14 protein-coding genes and 1 pseudogene are annotated in these 22,390 nt (G+C 47.6%); 2 read left to right on the top strand and 13 right to left on the bottom strand.

Annotated features, from left to right (window positions below; genetic code table 11):
• Positions 1–228: 228 nt before the first annotated feature.
• From gltB to thpR, 4 genes are all read right to left on the bottom strand, one after another.
• On the bottom strand, positions 229–4,830 hold the full coding sequence (gltB, locus tag U1I11_RS00705; RefSeq protein ID WP_322902983.1) for a glutamate synthase large subunit: 4,602 nt from the start codon (positions 4,828–4,830) through the stop codon (positions 229–231).
• Positions 4,831–5,489: 659 nt separating this feature from the next.
• Positions 5,490–6,176: a metal-dependent hydrolase gene (locus U1I11_RS00700; RefSeq protein WP_322902982.1), complete on the bottom strand. Its 687-nt coding sequence runs from the start codon at positions 6,174–6,176 to the stop codon at positions 5,490–5,492.
• A gap of 227 nt (positions 6,177–6,403) precedes the next feature.
• Positions 6,404–7,216 carry a cell wall hydrolase gene (locus U1I11_RS00695; RefSeq protein WP_322902981.1) on the bottom strand — a complete coding sequence of 271 codons (813 nt, stop codon included), beginning with the start codon at positions 7,214–7,216 and terminating at the stop codon, positions 6,404–6,406.
• A 300-nt stretch (positions 7,217–7,516) separates the two neighbouring features.
• The gene (gene thpR / locus U1I11_RS00690; protein WP_322902979.1) at positions 7,517–8,101 is read right to left on the bottom strand and encodes an RNA 2',3'-cyclic phosphodiesterase; all 585 of its coding nucleotides are present in this window, start codon (positions 8,099–8,101) and stop codon (positions 7,517–7,519) included.
• 302 nt (positions 8,102–8,403) lie between these two features.
• Between thpR and U1I11_RS00685 the strand changes: the two genes are divergently transcribed.
• Complete coding sequence (locus U1I11_RS00685; RefSeq protein WP_322902978.1) at positions 8,404–9,357, top strand: D-2-hydroxyacid dehydrogenase; 954 nt, start codon at positions 8,404–8,406, stop codon at positions 9,355–9,357.
• Between the two features lie 630 nt (positions 9,358–9,987).
• Here the strand turns inward: U1I11_RS00685 and U1I11_RS00680 are convergent.
• From U1I11_RS00680 to U1I11_RS00660, 5 genes are all read right to left on the bottom strand, one after another.
• Positions 9,988–10,947: an MsnO8 family LLM class oxidoreductase gene (locus U1I11_RS00680; RefSeq protein WP_322902976.1), complete on the bottom strand. Its 960-nt coding sequence runs from the start codon at positions 10,945–10,947 to the stop codon at positions 9,988–9,990.
• 31 nt (positions 10,948–10,978) lie between these two features.
• Positions 10,979–12,397, bottom strand: a complete 1,419-nt coding sequence (locus U1I11_RS00675) for a deoxyguanosinetriphosphate triphosphohydrolase family protein (RefSeq protein ID WP_322902974.1) — start codon at positions 12,395–12,397, stop codon at positions 10,979–10,981.
• 534 nt (positions 12,398–12,931) lie between these two features.
• Entirely contained in the window at positions 12,932–13,828 is an 897-nt protein-coding gene (gene nikC, locus U1I11_RS00670) for a nickel transporter permease (RefSeq protein ID WP_322902972.1), read from the bottom strand.
• 10 nt (positions 13,829–13,838) lie between these two features.
• Positions 13,839–14,843 (bottom strand): ABC transporter permease, encoded by a 1,005-nt coding sequence (locus tag U1I11_RS00665; RefSeq protein ID WP_322904427.1) that lies wholly within the window; start codon positions 14,841–14,843, stop codon positions 13,839–13,841.
• Positions 14,844–15,081: 238 nt separating this feature from the next.
• Entirely contained in the window at positions 15,082–16,707 is a 1,626-nt protein-coding gene (locus U1I11_RS00660; protein WP_322904426.1) for an ABC transporter substrate-binding protein, read from the bottom strand.
• A gap of 479 nt (positions 16,708–17,186) precedes the next feature.
• On the opposite strand from U1I11_RS00660, the gene U1I11_RS00655 reads away from it, so the two are divergent.
• A complete protein-coding gene (locus tag U1I11_RS00655; RefSeq protein WP_322902970.1) occupies positions 17,187–19,055 on the top strand; it encodes a 5'-nucleotidase C-terminal domain-containing protein in 1,869 nt (622 codons plus the stop codon).
• 617 nt (positions 19,056–19,672) lie between these two features.
• Here the strand turns inward: U1I11_RS00655 and U1I11_RS00650 are convergent.
• The 4 genes and pseudogenes from U1I11_RS00650 to U1I11_RS00635 all read right to left on the bottom strand — a co-directional run bounded on the left by U1I11_RS00650 (position 19,673) and on the right by U1I11_RS00635 (position 22,388).
• A complete protein-coding gene (locus U1I11_RS00650; RefSeq protein WP_322902969.1) occupies positions 19,673–20,632 on the bottom strand; it encodes a glycoside hydrolase family 25 protein in 960 nt (319 codons plus the stop codon).
• 621 nt (positions 20,633–21,253) lie between these two features.
• Positions 21,254–21,652 (bottom strand): annotated as a pseudogene (locus tag U1I11_RS00645) (phage holin family protein); the annotation flags it as partial.
• Positions 21,653–21,916: 264 nt separating this feature from the next.
• Positions 21,917–22,063, bottom strand: a complete 147-nt coding sequence (locus U1I11_RS00640) for a CD1375 family protein (RefSeq protein WP_322902965.1) — start codon at positions 22,061–22,063, stop codon at positions 21,917–21,919.
• 1 nt (position 22,064) lies between these two features.
• Positions 22,065–22,388, bottom strand: a complete 324-nt coding sequence (locus U1I11_RS00635) for a hypothetical protein (protein WP_322902963.1) — start codon at positions 22,386–22,388, stop codon at positions 22,065–22,067.
• Positions 22,389–22,390 lie beyond the last annotated feature (2 nt).

Here is a 22,390-nt window from a genome sequence, read left to right as displayed (position 1 = left end):
CCGTCTCTAACGGAAAAACGAAGCTACCGTCGCACATAAGCAGACATTGTTTGTAGCGCATTCATTGTAACATACTACACATTGGATATAAAAAGAACCCGTCTCTGGCGCAGCAGCTACGATGATAGCGCTGCGCAGAGCGGGTTCGAAATGAATGTGTTCAGAGCTGGCTAGCGCTATTCAAACACTTCAAACAGCGCCAGCAGCATCCCTAAAGCTTGTAACAAATTACGCACCAGAACGTGCCAGTTCACGCATATTGGCTTCGAACGCTGCGAGCAATGCCGCTTCGCCAGTCAGACCTTTTTCGTGAACTTTGCGGATTTGTTCGAGCATCCGTTTGTAGTCTTTCGGAATGATACGCACGAAATCCTGCGATTGATGTTCCCAATCTTCCAATACACGTTTGCCCGCTTCACTGCCAGTATACTGAACATGCTGTTCGATCATCGTCCGCAGCTCGGCAAGCTCGTCCGCATCTTCGATATCTTCCAGTAGTACCATTTCCAAGTTACAGCGACCGACAAAATCATGGCTTGGATCAAGCACATACGCGATCCCGCCTGACATACCAGCGGCAAAGTTACGTCCGGTCGAGCCGAGTACAACGACACGTCCGCCAGTCATATATTCACAGCCGTGGTCGCCCACGCCTTCAACGACGACTTTTGCACCGGAGTTACGTACAGCAAAGCGCTCACCAGCAATACCGCTAATATACGCTTCACCACTCGTTGCGCCATACAATGCGGTGTTGCCGATAATGATATTGTCTTCAGCGGCGAATGTAGCTGCCGCATCCGGCTTCACGATAATTTTACCGCCGGACAGACCTTTACCAACATAGTCATTACAGTCGCCTTCAACGCGCAGTGTAATGCCTTTCGGTACAAACGCACCGAGGCTTTGTCCAGCCGAGCCTTTGAATGTAAATGAGATCGTATCATCCGGCAGACCCGCTGCGCCGTATTTAAGCGTCACTTCGCTACCGAGAATTGTGCCAACCGCGCGATCGACGTTGCAGATGGACAGCTCGGCATGAACCGCTGTGCCATTTTCCAAGGCTGGTGCAGCTAATGGCAGCAATTGACGAAGATCAAGCGTTTCTTCCAACAGATGGTTTTGCTGCTGGACGTTAAAGCGCTCGCTACCTTCTGGAAGCGCCGGTTGATGGAGCAGTACGGATAGGTCGAGACCTTTTGTTTTCCAGTGTGCATCCGCCTGCGAAGCGTCCAGACAATCAAGACGACCGACCATTTCTTTGACGGTGCGGAAACCTAGCTCTGCCATAATTTCGCGCAAATCCTGTGCGACAAACTTCATAAAGTTCACCACATGCTGAGGATCGCCAGTGAAGTTTTTGCGCAGTTCCGGATTTTGTGTCGCTACGCCGACCGGACAAGTGTCCATTTGACAGACACGCATCATAATACAGCCGATCGACACGAGCGGTGCGGTGGAGAAACCGTATTCTTCAGCACCAAGCAATGCAGCAACCGCGAGATCGCGACCGCTTAGCATTTTACCGTCTGTTTCCAGTACGACACGGTCACGCAAATTGTTCATAATGAGCGTTTGTTGTGTTTCGGCAAGCCCAAGCTCCCACGGCAGACCCGCGTGACGGATCGAACCTTGCGGGGATGCACCTGTACCGCCATCATAACCGCTCACAAGGATCACATCAGCACGGCCTTTAGCTACACCAGCAGCGATTGTGCCAACACCGACTTCGGATACAAGTTTCACGTTAATGCGAGCGCGACGGTTCGCATTTTTCAGGTCATAGATCAGTTCTGCCAAATCTTCGATCGAATAAATATCATGATGTGGAGGCGGCGAGATCAGACCTACACCAGGTGTAGAGTGACGAACTTCCGCTACCCACGGATATACTTTACGGCCAGGCAATTGTCCGCCTTCACCAGGCTTGGCACCTTGCGCCATTTTGATCTGAATTTCATCGGCATTGACCAAATAATTGGACGTTACACCGAAACGACCGGATGCAACCTGTTTGATCGCACTGCGACGGGAATCGCCGTTAGCATCCGGAATAAAGCGCGCCGGGTCTTCGCCGCCTTCACCGCTGTTGCTTTTGCCGCCGATCCGGTTCATCGCAATCGCCAAGCTTTCATGCGCTTCTTTACTAATCGATCCGAATGACATCGCGCCTGTTTTGAAGCGTTTCATAATCGATTCGATTGGCTCTACTTCTTCCAGCGGCACCGGAGCGCCGTTCGGTTTCAGCTTGAGCAAGGAACGCAATGTCAAATGCTTCTCGTTTTCGCCGTCGACAAGCGCAGCGTATTTTTTGTACAGCTTGTAGTCACCGGTACGAACGGAATGTTGCAATAGATGGATCGTTTGCGGATTGAACATATGCTGTTCACCATCATTGCGCCATTGATAGTCACCGCCGGAATCGAGCACACGGTCATTGCCGTCTTTATCCGTAAAAGCACGGTTATGCTGAGCCAGCGTCTCCACTGCCACTTCATCCAGACCGATGCCGCCGATACGGGATGGTGTCCAAGTGAAATATTGATCGACAAACTCCTGTTTCAGACCGACCGCTTCGAAAATCTGTGCACCACGGTACGATTGAATCGTGGAAATGCCCATTTTGGACAGAATTTTCACGACACCTTTGGTCACTGCTTTAATATAGTTTTTCACCGCTTTGTCATGCGAAATACCGCGCAACATGCCTTGTTTGATCATATCTTGCATCGTTTCGAATACGAGATACGGGTTTACCGCGCTAATGCCGTAACCGAGCAGCAAGGCGAAATGGTGAATATCGCGCGGCTCGCCGGATTCCAGCAACAGGCTGACACGGGTACGTGTACCTTGACGAATCAGATGATGATGTAGACAAGCGACAGCAAGCAAGGCTGGAATTGCCGCATTTTCCTTATCCATGCCACGGTCGGACAAAATTAGGAAATTGTGACCTTTGGCGATGACACGATCTGCCGCCTCGCACAGGTTGACGAGTGCAGCTTGCAAGCCTTCGGTACCTTTGGCAGCTTCGAAGAAAATCGGGATCGTCATCGCTTTAAAGCCAGGACGACGCACATGACGCACTTTGGCAAATTGTTCATTTGACAAAATCGGTGTATTCAAAATGATCTGACGGCAGCTTTCCGGCTGCGGATCAAGCAAATTCGCTTCCGGTCCGAGCGATGTCGCTGTCGATGTTACAATCTCCTCACGAATCGCATCGATCGGCGGGTTCGTAACTTGAGCAAACAATTGTTTGAAATAGTTATACAGACGCTGCGGTTGGTCGGACAATACGGCAAGCGGTGCATCATACCCCATCGAGGCGAGCGCTTCTGCACCTGTCGAAGCCATCGGCTCGATCACTTTGCGCAATTCTTCAAACGTATAGCCAAACGCAAGCTGCAACTGCTGCACATTATCATGATCAGGCTGAATTGCTTCCGGCGCTTCCGGCACATCGTCCAGATTTACCAGATGTTCTTCCAACCATTCCGCATACGGATGCTCGGATGCGATCTGTTCTTTGATCTCCTCGTCGGAAATGATACGACCTTCCTGCGTATCGATCAGCAGCATTCTGCCCGGACGAAGGCGATCTTTGTACAGTATATTTTCAGGGGCAATATCAAGTACGCCCACTTCAGAAGACAGAATAATACGGTCATCCTTAGTCACATAATAACGCGCCGGACGCAGTCCGTTACGATCGAGAATCGCGCCGATCTGAATACCGTCGGTAAATGCCATTGCAGCAGGTCCATCCCACGGCTCCATCAGACAGCTGTGATACTGGTAAAAAGCTTTTTTCTTCTCATCCATCGTATCGTGGTTGCTCCACGGCTCCGGCACCATCATCATCGCTACATGCGGCAATGAACGTCCGTTCAAGTACAGAAATTCGAGCGTGTTATCAAACATTGCCGTATCCGAACCGTCCGGGTTAATGACCGGACGAATTTTGTCCAGATCATTGCCAAACACTTCGCTTTCAAACAGCGATTGACGCGCATGCATCCAGTTCACATTACCGCGCATCGTATTGATCTCACCGTTGTGAATCATAAAACGATACGGGTGCGCACGATCCCAGCTTGGGAATGTGTTTGTACTGAAACGGGAGTGAACGAGCGCAATCGCTGATTCAAACGCTTCGTCACGCAGATCGAGATAAAACGCACCGACCTGAATCGTCGTCAACATGCCTTTGTATACGACTTTGCGACATGACAAACTCGGTACGTAAAACGTCTCGCCACCTGCGGCTTCCGCATAACGAATATGACGCTCTGCCAGCCGGCGAATGACATACAGCTTACGTTCAAAAGCAAGCTCATCTGCACTGCGCAACGCTTCGCCACGTCCGATAAAAAACTGTCGTACGACCGGTTTTGCCGCCTTAGCCGTTTTGCCAAGTGTGCTGTCATCGGTCGGCACGGTACGCACGCCAAGCAACATTTGACCTTCCTGCTCGATAATGTCTTTGAGCAGCGCTTCATGACGTTCGCGCAATTCCTCGTCACGGGACAGGAATACCATCGCTACGCCATATTGACCTTTGTCTGGCAATTCAAATCCATTCGCTGTTGCTTCCTTTACAAAAAAGGAATGCGGAATCTGCACCATAATACCGGCTCCGTCACCGGAATTCGGTTCGCTTCCCTGGCCGCCGCGATGCTCCATGTTTTCGAGCATGGTCAGTGCTTGACTGACAATCTGGTGACTAGGTGTTCCTTTAATATGCGCGGTAAATCCCATACCGCAAGCATCTTTTTCAAACTGCGGATCATACAGACCCTGCTTCGGAGGTAAACCTGTAATGTTCATAATACGCAACCTTTCTATTATGAAGTGACTGTCAAGAGATGAGCCAGAGGACGGCCGGACGAAGATACATGCTTCTAAGGGTAGGGTATACAAAACAGACCGCTCATTCCATACAGTATCATCTACAATATTTGTACATATTGTACAAGACCGTGATGGAAGCAGCCTATATTTGGATATAGGTTTGAAGTAAAGAGCGAAGAATAAATATCCACTTTGCTAACATGCAAGCAACTTAGTTATCGATGTGATATCACTGTAACCTTCGTTAGTTTTATACATTTTAACACTGACCTTACATGATGGCAATTCAAACTTTTTATATATGCGATAAATTATTATTTTGCGTCAAAGCATTAGCGTGATAACGTAACGCATTGCATACAATGTATGATTATACATTAAAATTAATAAATAATTCAATATATTCGTCGAAATTTTACTGGGATCGGTGATATGATCATTGGGAAGGCGCTCCCGTTTACCGCTACAACAAAAACGGACAGCCCTTTGTCAGAGCTATCCGTTCATGTATAAAGTCTGTTTCTGTATAAAGTAAGTGAAGCAGGGTGATTCTACCGTGATCCGGTCACCGGTAACTGCGATCAGGCACAACGAGAAAAGCTTATCGTGCAGCCGGATACAGACAGACAGCTAGCTTACAGCTCGATGCTCTCGCTGACTTTTAATGCGGTACCTTGTATCCCTTTTGCTGCCAGTGCAGCGACAAAAGCATCGCCATCCTGTTCGATTGGCGGAAATGTATTGTAATGTACCGGAATGATATGTTTCGCTTGTACCCATTCTGCCGCATATAGCGCATCATCAGGTCCCATCGTGAAAAAGTCACCGATCGGCAATGCCGCCACATCGATGTCGTTCATTTCACCGATCAGCTTCATATCACCGAACAAAGCGGTATCGCCGGCATGGTACAGCGTTTTGCCGCCCATCGTCAGCAAAATACCGGCTGGCTCACCGAGATATACATTTTGCCCATCCAGCTCATTGGATGAAGTATGAAAAGCGATCGTGTATTTCACTTTGAAGCCGTCAAACTGTTTTGAACCACCCAAATTCATCCCAACCGTCTCCGCTGCGCCTTTGGCTGCGGCATATTGCGCCAGCTCCACTACTGCGATTACCGGGCAATTGTTATGTTGTGCAATTTCAACCGTATCGCCAAAATGATCGCCATGTCCATGCGTCAAAATAACCGCGTCCACTTTAATATCGTTCACATCAACATCAACTTGCGGATTGCCGGACAAAAAAGGATCGATAATGACCTTTTTGCCGCCTTCTTCCACAAGCAGACACGATTGTCCATAGTACGTAATTTTCATCGATAAAGCACCTCCGCAATAAAATAGATCGTATCACTACCGTTTATTTTATCACCAAAATCGATGTGTTTGTAACTTTGCGAGTACTGATCGGCTCGTTTGGACGGCTGTTGCGCAAAATCGAACATAGCTGAATTGCAGTCCGACAGCTACCTATATTTTGCCGCTGACACGGATTGACGTTTGTTAACGCCCGCTAAATTGCAGTACAGTACGTCCACTGGCGCTTATTTGTAAAAGGTATGATGACCGATTTTTTTGACGACCGTTTGCGAATTTGGAACCGAAAAATCAGTCGCCAGCGATAGCGACACAAAATAATACGTATTATCCGGCACTTCTTTACGTCCTTCCAGCGCTTCGCGGACAGCTTTAATCGAATCGGCATTGGGCTTTACGCGCTCAAAGCGACCGTTGGAGATCGGTGAAAATTGATATTTTTGATACAGTACACCTTTAATCGTGTCGGGGAAATTGGCGGACCGCAGCCGGTTTAAGACAACATTGGCAACTGCCACTTTGCCTTCGTACGGTTCACCTTCAGCTTCTGCCATGACCATTCGTTCAAGCATAAGCCGTTCTTTATCAGACAATGCGTAGGTCCAGGTCGCATGTGCATGGTTATCCTGGGAAAGTAACTTTGTCCGAGTAAAGTATAATTTGGTGGGGGTAGTGTTGCTGACGGATGCATCAGCTGTGATTGCTGCGGCTTGTTTTACTTTTGCCTGTGCGATTGCTGTGCGTTCCTGTTTCGCCTGTGCAGCCTGCTGCTTCGCTAATGTTGCTTTGTTCGCTTTTGCTTGTTGAATCAGGTTACGTGTATGGGTTTCATTCCATGCGATAAACGTACCTGTCGTACTGCCCCTGTCTTTTTGTGCATACGAAACAGAACCTGCCGGCTGCGCACCCCACGCTGGCAGCTTTGTAAAGGTTTGGTTATGTGTCGTATGATTTGCCATCCAAAATGGAAGGCTCATAACAAATATAAAAAGCACGCCGAGCAGAGGCGTAATCCACTGATTGCGTCTAATAAAATCCATGTTTTTCCTCCAGTAACGTTGGCTTACTCTATTTTCTATGTAATCGTTAGACCTTCCATTTGAATACACCAACATCCAAATTTTGAATCATAAGCAATTTACATGAATTTCGCGGACATACCCTGTATCCGCAAAAAGAGCCAACTTAATAATCGATATCCGCTCACCGAATATCCAAACGATAACGTCTGTACATGATGCAATAATGATGTTGTTTCCCCTGAAAATCCACTGCCTTTTGCAGCAGCAAGTATATTATTATAAATTGATTACTTTTGTCAAATTGACAAAATCGAAATTTTAGAGTATGCCATCTCCAATAAGTGGGAAATGACCTGCTGCTTCATACATTGGAATGCTGCCCACGCGAGTGCAATACAAAACGACAGATTGTACGCACCAATTTGGATGCTGCCATTCGATCTCGTCAAAAACGAGCGGCTTAATTGGCTCTGTGTCGGCATATTTACGAGCTATCGTAATATGCGGATGATACGATCGCTGTTCCGCCTGATACCCGATCGCTGCACAGGCGCGCACAATATCACTTTGCAGCGACATTAATGCGTGCCGATCGCCTGCCGGATCGATCCAAAGCACACGCGGACGCGCTGGCAAACCAAAGCTGCCGACAGCGCCCAGCTCTAATGTGAACGGCGTATGCGCTGAAACAGCGGCAGTTAGTGTCTGCGACAGCTCCGGTAAGTAGGCGCGATCCACATCACCGTAAAATTGCAGCGTAATATGTAAATCGGCACTGTCTGTCCATTTGCGAAAAGCATAGTGTTGCTGCATCTGTGCGCTCCATGCTGCCAAACATTGCTGTGCTGCCCCTTTCACGGCAATCGCAGCAAATACACGCTCCTGCTCGCTACCGGTAGCCATTGTCCGACACTCCCTTCAGCCTATGTCCGTGCGCCTGTTTGCCATAGGTAGATGCTGGAACACGACCAATTTTCCAACTTCCATAATTCGGCAATCATTTCCCGAACACACGTTCCTGACGAATGCAAATAGTATACAACAATCTGACGTTAAGTGCAAAGTTTTCACTGGGCTTGAATCGGTGTAATCCATTCTGTTTGGTACAGTACACCAAATTTGATATGATGACAAAGACAGCAGACACTATGTACGGATCACCCGCTGACCCGATATCGTGCCTAATACGAGGAGGAGATTGTTTTATGTCCAAGATCGTTTTTCTGCAACATTTAAATGAGCAGCAACAACAGCAAATTCAAGCAGCCGCTCCTCATGATGAAGTGATCGCTATTCCGGTCAAACAAGCGACCGAGCACGATTTGGCGGATGCCGAGATTATCGTCGGTTGGTCGCGCAAATTTCAGGATTTTATTTTGTCTCCGCATTGTGCGGTCAAATGGGTACAAGCATGGTCGGCTGGTGTCGATAAAATGCCGCTGGCGCAATTGGAGCAAAAGCAGGTGCTGCTGACGAGCGCTAACGGTGTGCATACGATTGCGATTTCCGAGCAAATTTTTGCCTATCTGCTCGCGTTTAGTCGTAATCTGCATCAGGCGATTCGCAATCAGAGTAAGGCGCGTTGGGATGAGAGCGGCAGCTTTAGCGAGCTGCATGGCAAAACGATTGTGATCGTCGGCGCAGGTAACATCGGGATTGGCACCGCCCGTCTGGCACGTGCATTTGGGATGAAAACGGTCGGTGTACGCCGCTCCGGTCAACCGCTGGATGAATTTGATCATATGTACAGCATGGAGCAATTGGACACCGCACTAGCACTGGCGGATGTAGTCGTCAATATTTTGCCACTGACCGAGCAAACCCGCGGGCTGTTTAATAGCGGTCGCTTTGAGACGATGAAGCAAACAGCGCTGTTTATCAACGTTGGACGTGGCGCAACAGTACAAACAGACGATCTCGTAGCTGCACTGCAAGGGGGCAACATCGCCGGTGCGGGTTTGGATGTGTTCGATCCTGAGCCATTGCCGGAAGATCATCCGCTCTGGTCGATGGAGCAAGTCATCATTACACCGCATATTGCTGGCAGCAATGAGCATTACACCGAGCGTGTCATCGATATTTTCCTGACCAATCTGAAAGCATATCAGCAGGGGGAAAAGTTGCCTGTCAATCTGGTGGACTATTCGAACGGTTATTAACCGATGCGCTGAAATGTAATAGAGATTGCAGTAGACGGTCGGTCGCTCGTTCATATTAGGTTTGGATTGCTATTCACTTGTGCATAAATAAACCTGGAATGAAAACGAGACATGCAAAACATTATAAAAAAGGGCTCTTTCCTTATACAGGAAAAGAGCCTTTTTTATTCACTTTTATGTTTAAATCATTACTATAGATATTATAGCGGCAAAGCGAGCAGCGGTGGCAATACAATACATAGGCTAAATATGAACGACAAGCTGATCGATCACTTCTGTTCCCGCAATCGCTTGTCAGCAAAGCCCTGCCAGCTTTATGTGAGTATACGCCTGCCACACTGTTGCAGTAAAAGTAGTAGGCGTTTTTAATTTATATACGTCTCCAAACATCTATATCGGCATTCATATCGATGCATAAATATAATAACGCTGAATAGGTGTTCATTTTACATTTTCGACCAGGTGAAAAGCACTGTATTTGTCTCTCACTTCAGCTAACACAAGGATACATAAACCGCAAATTTACTACTGTAGCCGTATAAAAACAGTTCCTTACGACTGCTCCCATTGTCGTAAACATAACCATTGGAACAGAGAAACCATTACAAACGAAGCATGCCGATCGTGCAGCTACTGTGCTGCTGAAACATCGTCAGACAGCAACCATTTTGCCACATACTCGTACGTATGCATTCGATCATCATAACGATCGAGCGGACAGATGAGCAACAGTTCGTCGGCATCGTATTCGTACAACAGCTTATTCATCCGCGCCGACAATGTATGTGGCCCACCTACGATCGGTTCCGGCATTTCTTCACCGATCGCCGCCAGACCAGCTGGCGATCGCTTCCATCCGTTATATAGCTGCTCTGCACGCTGCTCCGTTGCAGCCGTGATCACTTTAACTGCCAGTATCACCCGTGCATCCGTTTGCGATCGAGATGGCTGGAATTGTTCTCGATACTGTGCAATCGCTGCCTGTCCATCACTTGTACTCATAAAATGACCGAACACATAACCTGCACCATGCTCGGCTGCCAATGTGGCACTTTTGCGATTCGTGCCTAGCAGCCATAGCTGCGGTGTGTAGGCGGCAAGTGGACGTGCCAGCACCGCTGTCCCTTCCACCGTATAACAATCTTCCAGCAAACTGCGCAAATCGCGCACGCGTGCAGGCATCTCGGCAACATGGGCAAGATAATTGCCGCTTAGTCCAATCGCCGCGTGAGCAGAGCCGCCCGGTGCACGCCCGATGCCAAGATCGATGCGATCCGGGTATAACGCCGACAACATACGAAACGTCTCCGCCACTTTCATCGCGCTGTAATGCGGCAACAATACCGCTCCCGCTCCGAGCCGAATCGATGACGTACGCACACCGATATGGGCGATCAGCACTTCAGGTGCCGTACAAGCAAGCCCGTCGATATCGTGATGCTCAGACAACCAGAAGCGCTCGTAGCCCCAACGCTCTGCCGCAATCGCCAGTTGCACCGAACGTTCCAGCGCCTCCTCTGGGGATGCTTGCTCCAGCAGTGGCGACATATCCAGTATGCCCAGCGGAATGGGCGTATGCTGATCGTTCATGCTGTTTCCTCCTTCCGCTGCCGGTGCGCCTTCAATCTACATCGTAGATCGAGCCGACCTTCAGACCATACAGCTCGTTATAAATTTTCTCAGCAAATGCATCGGTCATGCCGGCGATATAGTCAATAATCATCCGTTCCCACGTCCATACCGGTTGCTCGCTTTCCTGATCTTGCTGAAACCGTTGCAGCCAATCCGATGGGATGATCGACATCGATGTTTCCTGATCGATAAATGCTTTCCATAAGCGACGAATAATCCATTCACTGCGCTTTTGCAGACGCTGTACACGCAGATCGCGAATCATCGTTACCCAGGCAAAACTTTTCAATACACTGACCGTACGCAACATATCGTCGTCCTCGCGTCCAGCGCATACAAACGTAATCTTTTTCCAGCTTGCATCATCGATTACACCAAGCTGGCTTACAAAATGATTTACCCAGTATGCTTTTACTTCACGCCGTGTGCGGGAATAATCGTTACCGCATGTCGGCAGCTTCTCACGCCATATACGCAAATAAGCGGTCAACACTTGCTCCACTTTTACCGCGATCCCGTCACGCTGCCAGCCTTTCCAAAACCAGTCTTCCAGCGTCGTAATCTTCTCAATGATCAGCTTATGAATATGCGGGTCATTCATAAAATGCTCATGCACTTCGATTTTGCCTGCTTTAATACCGTCTTCCAAATCATGGGCAGAATAAGCAATATCATCGCATAAGTCCATCAGCTGCGCTTCCAGCGTCGTTTTGCCATCCGGTATGCCCCATTGTTGACGAATGCTGCGGATGTATTCCCATTCACGATGGTACAATCCTTTTTTGTTGTCCAAGCCCGAATATGGATATTTATTAATGCCGAGCAACACGGCATCACATAGATTAAGCCCATCCAAATTTTCGCGTTTTTCCAAATACATAATGAGCCGGAAATTGTGGGCATTACCTTCAAAATGCTCGTATTTCTCACGCATCTGCTCATGAATGCGCTCATATTGTTGCTCGGTTACCGATTTACCGCGCAGCGCTTCGGTCGTTTTGCTGGCAATCCAGTCATCGAGAATGCTTGCCAGCACTTCCTCCCCTTTATGTCCAAATGGAGGATGACCAAAGTCATGCGCAATCGATGCGCATTCCACCACTTCGGGATGAATGATCAGCCCCGGATTGCCCGCCTGCTCCTCGCTAATTTCAGGATGACGAGCGAGCAAACTTTTCGCCGCCTGGCGCGCAATTTGCGCCACCTCCAACGAATGTGTCAGACGAGTGCGGTAATAATCACCAGTGCCCGCGCCAAACACTTGCGATTTGCCTTGCAAGCGGCGAAATGTCGGTGAATGAATGAGCCGTGAATAATCCCGCTCATACGCTTCCCGTGAAGCTTCATGTTTATCTTCAGCATATTGACGGTGCTCGCGCAGCGTCTTTAGTTGTACAAATTTGTCCATATCATCGTTCTCCTGTCCGTTCGGTATCCTGTTTGTTCGTATGACGTATACACCCACAGTTGGAGTGATTATACACGCTTTTTGTCGCTGCGAAAAGATCAAGTCACAAATCGGCTGAACTTATAGGGATGGATCGACTTGGATAATTGCGCACGTAATCGGTGTTCGTGATCCCGCTCTTATGGAGCAGGCTAGCATAGCAGATTACGCAATTGTGTTTTTATTAAAGTATGCAGTTGAAGACTGCCAATAAGCAGAACAGTAAGATGATCTTTTGTCCATCGTCTCGGCACGATTAACGAGCGCAAATGATGTCTATTTGCCCCCCTTTATTTACCCCTATATTATAGTAGAAAAAAATCCGAACCTAGAGGTTCGGATCGAATTAAACGCTTATCGGCACACTAATACAGCTAAGCAAATTGCCCTTTTAAAGCATCAACCGAAAGCATTATCGCACATAATAATCAGCCTACAGAGCATACGTCATTTGTATAAAATCAGCGACGCACCGTACGATAGCTTGCTAACCGCTCAGCGATTTTTCAGCTTCGGATCAAACGTATCGCGCAGCCCGTCACCCATCAGATTAAAACCAAGCGATGTTAGCAAAATACATACGCCTGGGAAAATGACCGTCCAGGGCGCGGTTTGGATAAATTGGCGCGAATCAGACAGCATTTTCCCCCATTCCGGCTCCGGTGGCTGTGCGCCCAAACCGAGAAAACCAAGTCCTGCCGCTTCAATAATAGCAGTTGCGACCCCTAGTGTCCCTTGCACGATCAGCGGAGTGAGACTGTTGGGCAAAATATGCCGGAACAGCAACCGTGTATCCCGCACACCGATCGCTCGGGCGGCGGTAATAAATTCTTCCTGCCGCAGCGACAATACACGAGCGCGCACAAGTCTGCCATACGTCGGTATGTTTACGATTGCAATCGCATACAATGCATTTTGCAGCGACGGTCCCAAAATTGCCACAATCGCAATCGCCAACAAAATGCCTGGAAAAGCGAGCAAAACATCAAACAGCCGCGAAATAATCATATCGACCCATTTGCCGTAAAAGCCTGCCACAATGCCAAGCAATGTACCGATCACAAGCGAGCCAATCACCGACAAAAAGCCAACCCATAACGAAATGCGTGCACCATAAATCGTTCTCGTAAATATATCGCGTCCCAGATCGTCCGTACCGAACCAGTGTTTTGCCGATGGCGGTTGTAACCGATCCGCAAGCACCTGTGCCGTATATTCATAACGGGTAATCCACGGCGCAATCAGCGCCAATACGATAAACAGCAATACGATCACCAGTCCGACAACAGCGGTACGATTACGCATAAACAAACGAATCCCGTCACGCCACGGCCCGGAGCGAATCGTTTGGGCGGGGCGATCCGAGCCTGTACCCAGTGAAGCCTGTGTCATGGAATCACCTCTACTTGTACTGGATACGCGGATCAAACCAAGCATACAGTAGATCCACCAGCAGATTAATAAGTACGAACATGAGCGCGATAATTAGAATACCCGATTGAATGACCGGATAGTCGCGATTGCTAATCGCTTCATAAATATAACGTCCGACACCAGGCCAAGCAAAAATCGTCTCGGTTAATACCGCACCGCCCAGCAATGATCCGGCCTGAATGCCAATGACGGTCAGCACCGGAATAAATGCATTTTTTAAACCGTGTCGATAAATGACGAGAAATTGTGAGATGCCTTTCGCTTTGGCTGTACGGATATAATCGGACTGCATCACTTCCAGCATACTGGAACGTGTCATCCGCGCAATGACCGCCATCGGAATCGTGCCAAGCGCAACGGATGGCAAAATGAGATGCTTAATGACCGTCCACAATTGCGACCATTGACCAGACAATATCGCATCGATTACATAAAAGCCAGTAATACTTTCCAGCGGATCACGCTGATTGATACGACCGATCGATGGCAACCAATGCAGCTTGTTGGCAAAAATCCACTGCTCCATCAAACCGAGCCAGAAAATCGGCATCGATACGCCAACTAAAGCAATCAACATACAAATATAATCAAACCAGGAGCGATGCTTCCAGGCGCTAACAATGCCTGCATTGACCCCGATCATGATCGCAAATAACATGCTTGCCATCGTTAATTCAATCGTTGCTGCCAAATAAGGACCAATTTCCTCCGTAATCGGCGCTCTTGTACGAATCGAACGCCCCAGATCACCGGTCAACAAATCGCCCAAATAAGCGGTATATTGCTCCAACCACGGACGATCCAGTCCGAGCTGTTCGCGCAGCGCTTGTTTGGACTGCTCTGTCGCCTTTTCTCCCAAAATCGTATCTGCCGGATCGCCGGGAATCGCATGAATGATCGAAAATACGATCAGCGTCATACCGAGCAGCACTGGAATGAGTACGAGTAGCCTTTTTGCAATATAAGAGCCCATATCGATATGTTCACCCGCTTTATGTTCTGAATACAATATCGTCCATCATAACTGTACTGCATAGCATACAGTTATGATGGACATGGACATTACATGTAAATTGCCAAAGCGTTCAACATTCTCATGTCGCCTGGACAATGGAACAACGATTTGCCTGAATAGCGATGATGCTACAAAGGTCACCTACAGAGGAGACGGCATTTCTCACCAAACAGTTCATCTTATTAGCTATATTAAATCACTGTTCAATAGACACATCTGCATAGGATTCCGAGCCTGTCGGTGAAGGGACATAACCTTTCACCTTCACACTTGCCGCCAGCAGTGGTGTGGAATGCACGAGTGGAATCCACGGCGCATCTTGTTTTACGATAACTTGTGCTTGCTCATACAGCTTGGCACGGGCATCTTGATTCGTTTCACGCTGTGCTTCCACTAGCAATTTATGCAATGGCTCACTCGCATATTGACTATAGTTGTTGGCGCCGATCGAATCTTTATCCAGCAGCGGATAGAAGAAATTGTCCGGGTCGCCATTGTCGCCAGTCCAGCCGATCATATACAGATCGTCCTTGTCTCCTTTGCGTAAATCTTCTAGATAGGTCGCCCACTCTGGCGATTGAATATTTACCTTCACCCCGATCTGGGCAAAACTTGCTTGAATAACTTCAGCGACTTTTTTACCGTCCGGCATGTATGGACGTGATACGGGCATCGCATAAAAAGTCAGTTCTTGATCAATTCCGTTTGGATAACCGGCTTCGGCAAGCAGTTGTTTTGCTTTTGTCAGATCGTAGTCATAGTCTTTGACATTTGCATTATAGCCCCACAACGTCGGTGGGATCGGATTGATTGCCGCTTCAGCTTGTCCGGCATAAAAGGCATCGATGATGCTCTTTTTATCGACAGCATGGTTTAGTGCAATCCGTACTTTGGCATTATCAAATGGCTTTTTGGTTAAGTTAAAGCCGATATACGCCACATTAAACGGAGGGCGATTGAATTTTTGCAGTTCGGAGTTGCTTTCGAGTGTAGCGAGATCATCGGGGCTAAGGTCTTCCATCAGATCGATTTCGCCATTTTGCAAGGCGTTAAAACGCGCTGTATTATCAGGAATCGAACGGATAATGAGTTGATCTGTTTTGGGCAATCCTTGTTGCCAGTAATTCGGATTTTTGTCCAATGTGATGGAGTCGCTGCGTTTCCACTCTTTGAACACGAATGGGCCTGTACCGACCGGGTTGGATTTAAATGCTGCCCCTTCTTTTTCAATGGCTGCTGGGCTAGCAATTGAGAAAGCAGGCATAGCGATGTTTTGCAGGAATGGTGCCTGTGGATGATTGAGCTTGAACGCGACCGTATAATCGTCGACAGCCGTTACACTGGCGATGATGCGTCCATCGGCGGAACCAAACATGGAGTCATAATAATCAAACGAATCCCCTTCAAACTTATACTTGCTTTTCGGATCGCTCCAGCGGTCAAAGTTAAATACGACTGCCTCGGCATTAAAATCCGTGCCATCATGGAACTTTACACCTTGGCGCAGCTTGAATGTGTACGTTAAGCCATCTTTGGAAATGTCCCAGCTTTCCGCCAGTGCCGGTTCGACCTCAGTTGTGCCGGCTTTGTAAGCAAGCAACGGATTAAATACTTGCTGCGCAATTTTGATCGATTCCCCATCTGTCACAATCGCTGGGTCAAGTGCTGCCGAATCGCCACCGCGCCCGACAATGAGCGTACCGCCTGTTGCCGCAGTTTCCCCTTCATTTACCGCCGCAGGCTCGGCTGAATTTTCACTATCTCCGCCACTGCAACCAGCTAACACCAAAACTAAACATAACACCAGTGCCAATCCAAACATCCCGTGTTTTCTCAATATTGCTTTCCCCTTTCCAGCTTAAAAGAATGAGCCTATCCATCAGAGGTATACAATTTTTATCGTTCCTTATGTAATATTGTATCGTTTCCAATGTATGGAATAGACCATAAGTGAATACAATGTACATTACATATCTTTATTTGGCAATATTTTTAACAAATATTATTTTTTAATATTAAAACATAACTCAAAACGTCATATTCAGACATATTTCGCCTATATTTTTCTATTTATAGATAATATTTTTACAAAAAAAATAAATATAAACTACCTCGATACGTAATAAGTGAGTCATACAGCAATCTATGTGCAAAAGGATTCATTATAAATATGTATCAAATTTCATACAGACAACATTAAATCAATTTTTTTACATACTACGCTAATAAATGTATTCCCAGCGTTAATACAAAACTGCTAGAATGAATAGGAATTGAGTCAAAAGGAGGCACATACTACTTATGTTTAATGGCAAAACGATTTTTGCACTCGCGGTGTCAGCATTTATGACTTTTAATGCTGCCAGTCTAGCAGGCGCTGCTGCACCGGCTACGTTGACGGTGGACGGCATCAAGCAACAAGCTCAGCAAGATGCTGGTACAGGCACACATATTACACTGTTACATACGAATGACGTTCATGCTCATGCAGTTGAAGATTCTCCATCGATGGGTTTGGCGAAAATTGCCGGACTGGCTGATCTGTACCGTGCCGCTAATCCGAATACACTGCTGCTTGATGATGGCGATGCCGTGCATGGCACATCGTTCGCCACACTTGTCCGCGGCGAAAGCATGATCCAAGTTATGAACAAAATGGGTTATGCTGCAATGGAGCCGGGCAACCATGAATTTGACTACGGTTATGAGCGTCTGCTCGAACTTGCCAAAATGGCAAACTTCCCGGTCATCTCTGCCAATATTGTGCAAAAAGATACCGGCAAAGCACCATTCCAGCCGTTTATTATTCGTGAAGTAGACGGTGTGAAAATCGGTATTTTCGGTTTGGAAACACCGGAAACAGCGTACAAAACGAATCCGAACAATGTAAAAAATGTAGAATTTACCGATCCAACCGCAGCCGCACGCAAAATGGTTGCCGAGTTGAAGGGCAAAGTCGATGTGATCGTAGCGCTTGGACATATCGGGATGGATGAATCAAGTAACCCGACCAGCATCGATATCGTCAAAGCCGTACCAGGTATCGATGTGTTTATCGACGGTCACAGCCATACACTGCTAGCAAACGGTCAAACTGAAAACGGCACATTGATCGCCAGCACTGGCTCTTATAGCGAACATCTGGGCGTGATCGATCTGTGGGTCGATAAAGGCGCAGTGACCAAAAAAGAAGCGTACACGATCGATGAAAAAGCGGCGGCAAATGTCGCTCCGAATGCTGAAGTTGCCAACCTGATCGATTCCATCAAAGCATCCCAGGAACCGATCCTGAACGAAGTCGTCGCTCAATCCCCGGTTGCGCTTAACGGTGCACGCGAAAAAGTGCGCACCGGCGAAACGAATCTGGGCGATCTGATCACCGATGCGATGCGTCATATATCCGGTGCGGATGCAGCGATTACGAATGGCGGTGGTATCCGTGCATCAATCGATGCGGGTCCAGTTACCAAAGGCGAAATCGTAACCGTGCTGCCATTTGGTAACCTGGTCATCTCCATTAAAGTGACCGGCAAAGACATATTGGCTGCGCTGGAAAATGGTGCTACCGACTATCCAAAAGCAAAAGGCGCATTTGCACACGTATCCGGTATTACGTACCAAATCGATCCAGCCAAACCTGCCGGTAGCCGCGTTCACTCTGTCACCGTAGACGGCAAAGCGCTCGATCTTAACAAAACGTACAATGTCGCTACAAATGACTTTATGGTAGCAGGCGGTGACGAATACAAAATGTTCGTCGGCAAACAGCAAACCGGTACGTACGGCACATTGGATGAAGCGCTGATCGACTATATGCAGCAAAAAGGCAGCACTAATCTCACTTCCGGCAAACGCATTACGGAAGCGGCGATGTCTACTACAACTGCACCAGCTAAAGGTATAGGCACAAGCACACCGAGCAAGTCTGTTACACCTACAAAACCAGCCACATCACAACCAACCAAACCGGCAGCATCAATTAAACCGCTAGACCCTATCCCAACGACCACTGCACCTCCAATCGTGTATGTCGTAAAAAGCGGGGATACATTGTATGCGATCGCCAAAAAGTATGGCACCACTTGGCAAGTGTTGCGCGATGTAAACCATATCAAAAATCCACATTGGATTTATCCGGGGCAAAAACTGGAAGTTCCATCCGCATCTTAAACGGATCAGCTGGCAGCCGGGTAGAGACGAGAGAGGGCAGTGAATACAGATAGCTGTTGGCAGAGCTAGCTCCATGAACTAGACGGAAGGATCGCTTGCCGGATAGGTGATAAGCTGATGGTATGATCGTATAGCCGTATAGCACATCGATCGCTTTAAAGATTGGCTTTAAATCTGCTAGATGTCTTATCCAGAACTGGAATCTGTACAACATCAAACTGTATATGTAAAACGGTAACTGTAGTAATGTATGTAATCCGTAATCCTTGCTGTTATACAAGCTACTGCGGCTAGTTGGCAACTTGTCTATTGCCCTAGCACTTTATGATCCATCTCGTTCAACCAAATAAAAAAGGCGATCCACCGCCGCTTCTGCTTCGTAATGTGTATACTGCAAGCGAATAGCTATTCCTGTGTTGCAGGATATTAGGCTACAAGCTATACGGTACAAACAATGCGCAATCAGAAGCGACACGGATCGCCTTTTTATTATTTATATCATTCGTGTTTCGCTCATAATCGTTCAATTGAGTCATCGCTGAAATTGCTGTCATGCAAATTCAGACATCATACAATGAAATAGTACATAGCCTAACAAACGGTTTTTTGAGCTGTATTTAAATCAATCCTTTACGATCCAGCACCGTCAGCAAACGGTAAAAATCATAACTGCCGCCATCGCTATCCTGAATTAACCCAGCTGCTGCCGCTTTTTGCACAGACGATTTAGCCCATTCTGGAATCGGCATCGCATGGCTTTGCTCGATCTTTTGCAGGCGTTGGTCTATAGTGGAAAGGCTCGTCTTGAGCAGATCGCGGCTATCCGTCAATGCAGCGATACGATCAGCCTGCGCTTTAACGAGCGCTTGCAGCTCGACAAACGCTTTTTTCTCATCATTTGTCATCTGATGTTCACCTCCTTGCTGTCCGTCGTTTCCGCTTCCATAACGTGCTTTTAATTCACTCAGCGTCCCGCAATATACGTTCAAATCAACACCACCGCCGATGCCGCTCACCTGCCCGGAATCGGTATATTGCCAGAAGCTCCATCTTTTCCAGGCAGGCGCATCATCCGGCACACGTGTATTGCTATAACGGGCGATCCACAGATCGTAATCACTCAGCGCGGGCTCGAAATTTTGCGCAAACGCATTGCCGGTGTACACGATCGGCTTACGCCCTCCAAGCCGCTCTACCTCCTGTAAAAAAGCAAGTGCCACCGCATTGATCGACCGTTTATTTAAATTGCCTGGATTGCTTTCATAATCCATCACCGGCGGCAACTCAAAACTTGCCGTCCCACCGGCATCTTGCAAACGAGTTACAAAATTAGCCGCCTCCAGCTTCGCATCCACAACATTGACCGCATTCACAAAATGATACGCACCCACCAGCAAGCCTACCGCACGCGCTCCGCTCACATTGCTCAAAAATTGCTGATCCCGATAACTTTTGCCTTCGGTCGCTTTAATGAACACAAACTGCTTGCCAGCTGCCTTCACCCGATTCCAGTCAATATTGCCCTGCCAATGAGATACGTCGATCCCTTGTGCTTGTGCATCATTTCTTGTCTGCATCGTGATTTTTCCACCTTTCCGGCATTAGTTTTTAATAAAACATAACAAAAATAACAGCAGGGCAGAAATTGTTTGCTCGATCCTACCCGATCTACTCCTATCCTAACTTGTACAACCGTAAAGGCGCACCTATATGCGTTTACAATCAAGTGATGCTAAGCTTGCTAGCCCATGTATACAGCAGCGTAAAGTAAGCGACCATTGTCCGTTCTCCAGCAAAAAGAAGGCTCAAACTGCTCTACATCTGTTCATAGTTAAACGATCATAAGATACATATAGACGATAAATTAGAATAACAAAGCGCATTACTATGAAGACCAGATTAAATTTCAACTTTGATCGTGTACTGAAACGCTGATAAATAAGAGCTTGAATTGAAACAACTTCAAAACTTAAATGAAGCTCAGTCATGCACGACAATTGTGCTTGCTAACGATCCCGATTACGCGTCTGCGTCGGCTCATCTTCAGCCGGTACTAACACGATGTCAGGCTTCTCCTTCGCATCTGACGCTTGTTCCTCCAGAGCAGGCGGCAGCTCTGTTTGAACCGCTGCATCGTCCCCTTTCGCCTTCACCGCATCTGGCTGCGCTTCTTCGGTCAAATTCGGATTTTCCGACGGCGCCTTTTTCGATTCAAAAATCTGTACCGCATTACGCAGTACATCCGGCATCGGTAACCCCATTTTGCCCATATTTTCAATGACCGACAACAGCTCATTTGCCAAATAAAAAAAGATCACTGCATCTTGGAAATAACGCAAACTTCCAAGCGCCTGATCTATAAAATGAGCAATCGCCACAATGACAAAAATCGTTACTTTGCGGATAATACCTTTAAAACCAATCCGGCTTTTCAGCTCGCCCCGCATCCAGGCGGCTGCCCACCCGGATAACCAATCGACCACAACGAGCAACAGTAACAAATTGATTAACACATCCCAACCCCCAAACAGGTAGCCTGCAGCAATGCCCACTGCTGTCGCGACTAACTTGATGATTTGCGGCCACGGCTCCCCCATCCCCTTCCTTCTCCTTCCGGTGTGAATCTGCGTACACATATGGCTACGCTTGTGAATCGCTAGCTCGGTATGGCTTTACTTCTCGTTCTTAAACGTATGATCCGACCTGGCATACTGCCCAAAACGTATCATAACGTTCAAACCGATATTGCATATACTCATACTGTTAAATACACTTTCAATACTGCATAATTTTACCTTGATATTAGGGTATGCCTTCGCACTATATTATGCGACATGGATGCTGTTTATAACTTTATCCCTTTATTGTGTCGAACCCGGCACCGCAGCGGCATTTTTGATCGCCTCATATTCTGATCGCAATTCCTCCGGCACTGCCTCCTCTGTACGACGCCCTGCCTGCACAAGCACCCAATACGCTTCGGCAAACTTCATGTTCAGACTATTCAAATTAATGACCTCCTTGCGCGAGCAGCATCTCATACAGCGATGTGATTAACTCTTTATTGTCCAGATCGTGCTGCTCCAGCCGTGCGATTTTCTGCTCCGGCGTTTCAGTAATGACAGGTTGCAGGGCAGCGATTTCCTCCACCGATAGCGCTTCTTCCCATCTCGATTGCTCAAAGTTCCAGCGTAGTTTGTATAGACCTGTTGGCACAGCAACCGCAATAATCGTACCTTGATCTGTCAGTGTAGACTTCCTCTCGAAGGAGTCTTCAACGAGTACGTCTTCTATAAAATTACCTTGTTTATCTACAAGTTGTGCGACTCTCATAA

The sequence above is a fragment of the Paenibacillus campi genome (assembly GCF_034659835.1).
Lineage (GTDB): Bacteria > Bacillota > Bacilli > Paenibacillales > Paenibacillaceae > Saccharibacillus > Saccharibacillus campi.
This window is presented reverse-complemented; position numbering and strand designations above follow the sequence as displayed.